Origin of the sequence: Micromonospora sp. NPDC049102 (genome assembly GCF_043197485.1) — a bacterium.
Classification (GTDB): Bacteria; Actinomycetota; Actinomycetes; order Mycobacteriales; family Micromonosporaceae; genus Micromonospora.
Genome location: NZ_JBICTE010000048.1, coordinates 32188 through 39084, shown reverse-complemented (window position 1 = coordinate 39084; position 6897 = coordinate 32188). Strand labels below are relative to the sequence as shown.

Annotated in this window: 4 protein-coding genes and 2 pseudogenes; 5 read left to right on the top strand and 1 reads right to left on the bottom strand. The window is 65.8% G+C overall.

All coding sequences use genetic code 11. From position 1 onward, the window contains the following. On the bottom strand, window positions 1-408 hold a 408-nt coding region (locus ACGFH9_RS29660), incomplete at its 3' end, for a hypothetical protein (protein WP_393225790.1). A 657-nt stretch (window positions 409-1065) separates the two neighbouring features. Between ACGFH9_RS29660 and ACGFH9_RS29655 the strand changes: the two genes are divergently transcribed. The 5 genes and pseudogenes from ACGFH9_RS29655 to ACGFH9_RS29635 all read left to right on the top strand — a co-directional run. Further along, complete coding sequence (locus tag ACGFH9_RS29655) at window positions 1066-3087, top strand: helicase-related protein (protein WP_393225787.1); 2022 nt, start codon at window positions 1066-1068, stop codon at window positions 3085-3087. A 575-nt stretch (window positions 3088-3662) separates the two neighbouring features. Continuing rightward, window positions 3663-4049 (top strand): annotated as a pseudogene (locus ACGFH9_RS29650) (hypothetical protein). A 133-nt stretch (window positions 4050-4182) separates the two neighbouring features. Beyond that, window positions 4183-5184 (top strand): DUF5954 family protein, encoded by a 1002-nt coding sequence (locus tag ACGFH9_RS29645; protein WP_393225784.1) that lies wholly within the window; start codon window positions 4183-4185, stop codon window positions 5182-5184. 417 nt (window positions 5185-5601) lie between these two features. After that, the gene (locus tag ACGFH9_RS29640; RefSeq protein WP_393225781.1) at window positions 5602-5811 is read left to right on the top strand and encodes a GntR family transcriptional regulator; all 210 of its coding nucleotides are present in this window, start codon (window positions 5602-5604) and stop codon (window positions 5809-5811) included. Window positions 5812-6178: 367 nt separating this feature from the next. Further along, a pseudogene (locus ACGFH9_RS29635) lies at window positions 6179-6868 on the top strand (IPT/TIG domain-containing protein); the annotation flags it as partial. Window positions 6869-6897: the final 29 nt, after the last annotated feature.

Genomic DNA, 6897 nt, shown 5'->3' with positions numbered 1-6897 from the left:
ACGCTCACGCAACTCATCGTTGTACTTCTTCGGTGCCGGCATCGCTGGTGTTCCTCCCAGGTTTCGATGTCTCCATCTAACCCGGGGCGGAACACGGTGACCATCTCGTACGACCCAGACGACCCAGGCGTGTGGCTCAGGCAGAATCAGGTGGAGGCAATTGGCGTGACCAGGGCCACCGCCCAGCACAAGGACAGCGCCCTGGTCAAGCCGTGCGAAGGCCGCAGTGAGCACGTCACTCAACGCCCGCCTAGCGCTGGTCTCGCTGGTGCCGTGAGCAACGAGCCGGCTGCCGGCGGCCTGCTGGTCCGGTTCGAGCTCGGCGCGCCACAACGCCCCCCGGCTTTCTGGGCGGAACAGCGACATCGGTAGCCCGACGGTGGTGGTCTTGAACACCTCGCCCATCACGCCGTCATCCCAGCGGAATGCCCGGAGGTGGGGCAGGACCGGGCAAGAGTACCCAGATCGGTCATATCTGCAGGAATTTGAAGACCCGGTAGAGGCTGCTGCGGCCTGTCGCGCACCGGATGAGGGCATCTCCCTGTCCTGCGAGCGCCCGGGATGAGCGCGGGTCTGATCAGAACGTCCGACATAGTTCGTCGACACCTTTCGTAAGCGGATCGCTATGTCAGCGCGCAAAGGAAGCATGGGGGACGCCGTTGGCGATAGTCACCAGCCACTTCCGGGAGATCCCGAGAGCCGTCGATCCGCGCTGACCCCGCCGCCGACCGGCCCCGTCCCGCTGTCAGGCAACGGCACCAGCCTGATCCACCGCCACGATCAGTCCGCCTGCGCCTTACCTCATAAGCGGTGGATCGGGCGCCAGTGCCGTTACCGGGCGAGGGGGGCCGGTAGAAGGCGCGGGACGGCAGCGCGGCCGACCGGCGGCCGGAAGAAGAGACCCCCAATTCGACCCGCTTGGCCGAAGCGTGGGCCAGGGCGGCTGGCGGCGCACCCTGTAATCTCTGCTGGTCGTGTGGGCGCTGGAGGGTCGCGCTCGTACAGTTGGCCGACAGCGCCGACGGGTGAGCCCGCAACGCGTACGGCAGTCATGATGGGAGCAGGGTGTTCGAGCAGGGGCAGCGAGTGCGGGTGAACGCGGCCGGCATGCCCGAGTTCGCCACCGTGCGGATGGCACTCCCAGGCGCGGCGGCAGGCGATTGGACGCTCTTCCTCGTCGACGACGCCGGCAAACTCTTCGAGCTAAGCGTGTCGGAGGGCGAGCAGGAGAAGGTCCGGACGCTCGTACCCGATGGACGTGCGGACTCCGCTCGAGTCCTTGCCGGTATGTGGACCCGATGGATGACCGCGGCTGCCACGAACGCGGAGTCGAGCGCGATCGCGTCGACCCAACTGAGGCCATACGCCCACCAGACAACGGCCGTGTACGGCGCGATGCTGGCTCAACCCCTCCTGCGGTTCTTGCTCGCTGACGAGCCAGGCACTGGAAAAACGATCATGGCGGGTTTGTACCTGCGCGAGATGCAGCGCCTTGGCCTGGTCAAGCGAGCGATCGTAGTGTGCCCGGCAGCACTTACCTCGAAATGGGTCGATGACTTCAGCCGGTTCTTCGGCGGCGGGTTGCGCCACCTCACCTCTCACACCGTGCGGGAGGGCGCAGTCGGGGCAAACGACGTGTGGGTCGTGTCGCTGGAGTTGGCTGCCGTCAACCCCGCGGTGCAGGACGCCATCCGTCCAGACAAGGCCGGCTGGGATCTCGTGGTCTTCGACGAAGCCCACCGGCTCACCCCGACCGCGACGAGTTTCCATCAGGTCGGTCGGCTCCTGGCGAAGAACATCCCGCGTGCGCTACTTATGACGGCGACTCCACACCGGGGCAAGGAATGGCTCTTCCGGCACCTGCCACACCTGGTCGATCCGGAAATCTACCCCGATCCCGGGCTGGAGCCGCCGAGCGACCTGCCGATGCTACGTCCCGGGCCGATCCACTTCCTGCGGCGTATGAAGGAAGATCTCGTCGACTACGACGGTAAGAGCCGGCTATTCAAGGGCCGAACCGCCGCAAACCACCGGGTGCCGCTATCGACAGCAGAGTTCGGTTACTACCAGGCGGCGCTTGAGATGGTGGATGAGTATTTCCCGCCAACCGCGCAGCCGCTTGCCCGCATGGTTTACGGCAAACGCGCCGCCTCGTCGCTGTGGGCCCTGGCCGAAACACTGCGGCGTCGACACACGCACATGGGAGAGATGAGCCAGGCCGAGGCCGCTATGGAAGCCGAGCGGGACAGCCGTAGCGACGAGGCCGAAACCGACGAGGCCAAGGTTGTCTACGGCGCGTCCACCGCGAGCCGGGCTGAGCGCTCCACGCTGAGTTCACTCATCAATGAAATAGCTGCCACGCTCGACAGCCCCGACTGGGAGCCCTCCAAATGGCGGCGACTGGTCAACGACTGCCTCCAACCGCACGGGATCATCCCTGGCGGCGAAGAACAGGCCGTCATCTTCACAGAGTATTCCGATTCGGCGGATTGGCTTGCGCGGCGGCTTCAGCAACGTGGTTACTCGGCGCGCATGTACTCCTGCCGCCAAACCCATGCGGAACGCGATGTAATCCGGTTGGCCTTCATGCGACGCGAATACCAAATCATCGTCACCACGGACGCAGGCAATGAAGGTATTGACCTGCAATCGGCCCACGTTTTGATCAACTATGACATCCCGTGGTCCTTGGTGCGCCTCGACTCGGGGAGCTCATCCAGCCCGTCGATGAGCGGCAGGACGAGCCCTCGCCGGACGAGTTGCCCCGCGAGTGCGGCCTCGTCAGACACCCCCGGGCCAGCCAAGAATCCAGTGGCGACCAGGGTCCGCACGACGATTGCTTCCGGAAGCTCCAGGTCGGGCTGCCACGAGGCCGCCGCGCACAGGATCGGAATCGGTTGGCGGTCCTTGCGGTCTGCCAGCAACGCGCGACCGAGCAGCGTCAGGAGCGTCGTTTTACCGGCCCCGGCGTCGCCAATAATGATGAATGGTTTCGGCCGCACTGATGCGACGAGACCGGCCAGGCTTCCGGCATCACCGGCGAGATCAGGATCTGCGACCCAGCGCAGCGGCAGTTCGCGGCCATGACCACCGGTCGCGATGCGCACCTGCACGCTGAAAAATTCCTCGGCGGAAGCGGCCAGCCGCCCGTAGATCGCGTCGTCGTTAACGACAGCGTCGGGCAGGGACCGGGACTTCAGCACGGATAGCGCCAACGCGATCAGCGCGGCCACCGCGCCAGCCACGCTCGCCAGCTGATCCGCCTTCATTAGGTCAATGCTGGCCAGAACCAGTGTTACCGCAACGCCGACGATGGTAAAACCGAGCAGAGCGACGAGCAGTGCCCGGGCGGGTTTCACGCATTCGCTCCTTCGACCGCCGCCGACCTCACGCCGGACAGTATGCGAGACATGAGACCGCTCCGCGGTCATCCGAACGTGTGTCGCCGCTCGTGACCGCTGATCAACAAGCGGTGAAAGGCAAACTCGGTGTCCGCTCATGCCGCGATCCGGGTGCCATCTCACGTCCACCGATCACTGAGCCTCGTCCAAGCTGATCTTGCAGCTCGGGACGGGTGTGGCAGGCCCGGTGATCGAAGGGTGCGAGGCTCCGGCTAGGACGGCTGTCGACCAAGACTCGAAGCCCCGGACGGGTGCCTCGCCATGCTGTCCTACCGCGCCACGATTCCGTTGTCCAGCCGGACCCTGAACCACCTCGCCGCACGCATCCGCACCACCATAAGCAGTGCCGATCCCGGTGGCGGTGCCTTGAGCCCGGCCGGCAGGCGCTGCTCGCCCTGGTCCATCTGAGTGATCTTCGAAGCGCACTCCGGTTAAGCGCACCGCTTCCGGCCACAGCTGTCAGGCAGGAGGAGGTGAACCGGGCCCACGCGAGATCCGAGCCCGGGAAACGAGCGAGCCACGCTCACGACCTGGAAGATCGTGGTCAAGCTGCGCTGCTGCCCACGCCGAGCCACCGCGATCGTGCAGGCCATCCTGGTCCTGCATCACATTGAAGCCAACCGCCATGCAGGATCAAAATGGCTTTGATGCTCGAGGACGGGAGCGCCGCGGCCAAGCATGACGTGCGCAACGTGATGAGTTGCAGACCAACGACGATGTCTGTCGGCCACTGCGGCGGTGCGAGTCTGCGCCTCTGCAGTCAGGGCGACACAATGCGTACGTGACGTATCACGATGAGCGGGTGCCTGATCATCTGCTGGTCAGGATCGAGCAGCGGGACGATCCGGTGTCGGAGCTCTCCGAGGACGACGCCCGGGAGCGGTCAATTTCTTATCCGACGCTGATGTGGGGTCTGCCGGTCTTCGGGTTCGTCGAGCAGGTCGACGGTCGGTGGCGGCTTCTCCAGCTCGGTGACGATGAGCCCCAGCATGCCCGCGACGGCCTTGCGTCGCACTTCCGGAAGCTGCACAGCGCGCTGCCGGAGGCCGACGAGCACGCGACCGAGAGAGCGGAGTACGAGACGGCGTACGAGCTGCTCGACTGGGAGCCGCTCGACGAGCTCACCGTCAACGGGCGCCGCTACCGGATCATCCGCGCCCAGCCGTTTATCCGGATGGGTCCGGACGGGCCGGAGCCGCCGCGGCCCACGGACCCGGATCCCTACCCGCCGGGCCAGGCGGAGCGGGGCAGTTCGCCGATGGAGGGGTTCGTCATCGACCCGACCGCGGGTACCGGGCTCACCGACGGGCTCGTCCGGATGGAGATGATTTCGGGCTACCTGCAGACCGACGTCGTCGGCGAGGATGTCCGGGCCGACTCCCGCCTCGCGGTGAGCACCCATCCCAACGTGGTTCTCCTCCCGGTCGAGTACACCATCGGGGCGTATGTCGGTGGCGGTTGGCGGCCCCGAACGGCGGTTACCTATCCGACGCCGCAGGCGGCACGGGACGCGGGCTCCTTCTCCATGGGTTCCTTCGCCCCGGGCGAGAATGCCCCGATCGAAGAGGTCATGGCGGCGTACGAGCGCGCACGGGCCGCGCACCGGCCGCCGTCCACAGACGACTTCGAGGTGCAGGGTGTGCCGTGCCGGGTGACCCGGGTCGAGACCTTCGTCCGGGTCGGACCGGACGGGCCGCGTCCCTCGGACCTCGATTCGTATCCACCGCCCGCCCGGCAGGTCCACGATCTCCGCGAGCAGGGTCTGATGCCCGACCCGGACTGATCCGACACGATGAGGATTGGCGGACCGCGCAGTGCACGCGCTGGGACGGGCAGCCATCCCTGCTCTACGTCATTGTGGATCTACTCATCACATGTTCATGTCGCATAGGCGTGCACCTGGGAGGTTTCCGCTCATTATGAGTTTTCAGCTAGTTGGCGGTGGTCACTGGGGCTGCCTGCTAACGGCACCTCTCTGCTGCCAACGCCTTGACGCAGACGGATCGCCGCGTCGGCGGTCACGCTGGAGAGCTGCGCCTGGTCGCTGGACCGGGCGAGGATCGCAACGGCGGTGCCAGCCGTCAGGTCGCCCGCTTGTGCAGGAAGCTGCGCGCCGGTTCTCGGACCGGGTGAGGATCGTGACCACCGGGCTACCGTGGGCTGCGGAGCGACCAGTCGCTGATTCGATGGATTACCAGAGGTGGGCGTGCATTCGAACATCGAAGGATTGTTGAACGACCTCATCGCGATGATCGATCGAAGTGAGTTTTCTCCTGGGGCGCGGCTACCCAGCCGCCGCGATTTGGCTGAGCAGTACGCCGTGGCCCAGTCGACGGTCAATCAAGCCGTACGTGAGTTGGTCGAGCGGGGGGTCTGGTTGGCCGGCCGGAGTCGGTGTCTTCGTGGCTGAGGCGGAGAGCCTGAAGGACTGAGAAGGTGTGTTGCGCAGCCACTGGTCCGGGCTGTAAGCGCTAGTGGCAAATCGTCCCGAGTCCATCACGCTCAGTGATGGAATGAGCTTCGAGTGTGGAATCCGTGGGACGTACTCACGATGCTTATCGTGAGCGTGCGGTGCTTCTTGTCTCGGGATCCGGTCTGTTGATCTTTGCGGCAATTACTGTTCGTGTCGCTGGCCACATTTTTCTGTGACGATCATCTCTATGGATCTTTCTGTGGTGCTGCGGTGACGATGTGTCCTCTGTGCTGGGTTGCTGGGGAGGCGTCGCGTGGGAGCACGGTTACGGCCTGGGTCTGTCCGAGCTGGTCTGGTCGCGGCGATGTTGGTCGTTGCCCAGCTGCCGTTAGTGGGTGCAGCTCAGCCAGCGGCAGCGGTGCCATACGCGGCGGCGGTGCCGGCCCCGGAGGTGTCATCGGCGGCGGCGTTGCCGTCGAATCCGGTGGATTACTCGTACGACGGTGCGGGTCAGCTGCGGGGTGTCAGTCAGTCGAGTAGTGGCGGGGCTGCTGCTCGGTACGACTACGACGACGGCGGAAACCTGTTGTCGGTCGCGAGGTCCGCGTCGAGCGCTCTGGCTGTGGTGAGTCTTGTTCCCGGCCGGGCCGCGGTGGGTGCGAGTGTGACGGTCAGCGGGACCGGCTTCGCGTCCACGGTCGCGGGTAACACGGTGCGGTTCAACGGTACGGCCGCGACGGTGACGCAGGCGTCGGCGGTGCGCTTGGTGGTGACCGTTCCCAGTGGTGCGACCACCGGTGCGGTGACCGTGACGACGTCGGCGGGTACGGCGAGCAGTCCGTCGTCGTTCACCGTGACGACCGCGACCGCGACCTCGACTCCGTCGGTGTCCGGGTTCAGCCCGGCCTCCGCTGGGGCCGGTGCCTCGGTGACCATCACCGGTAGTGGGTTCGCCACGACCGCTGCGGACAACATCGTGTCGTTGGGGCGTACTCGGGCGCGGGTGACGGCGGCGAGTGCGTCGAGTTTGACGGTGACGGTGCCGGAGAGCGCCGGTTCCGGTCGGGTCACCGTGGTCACTCC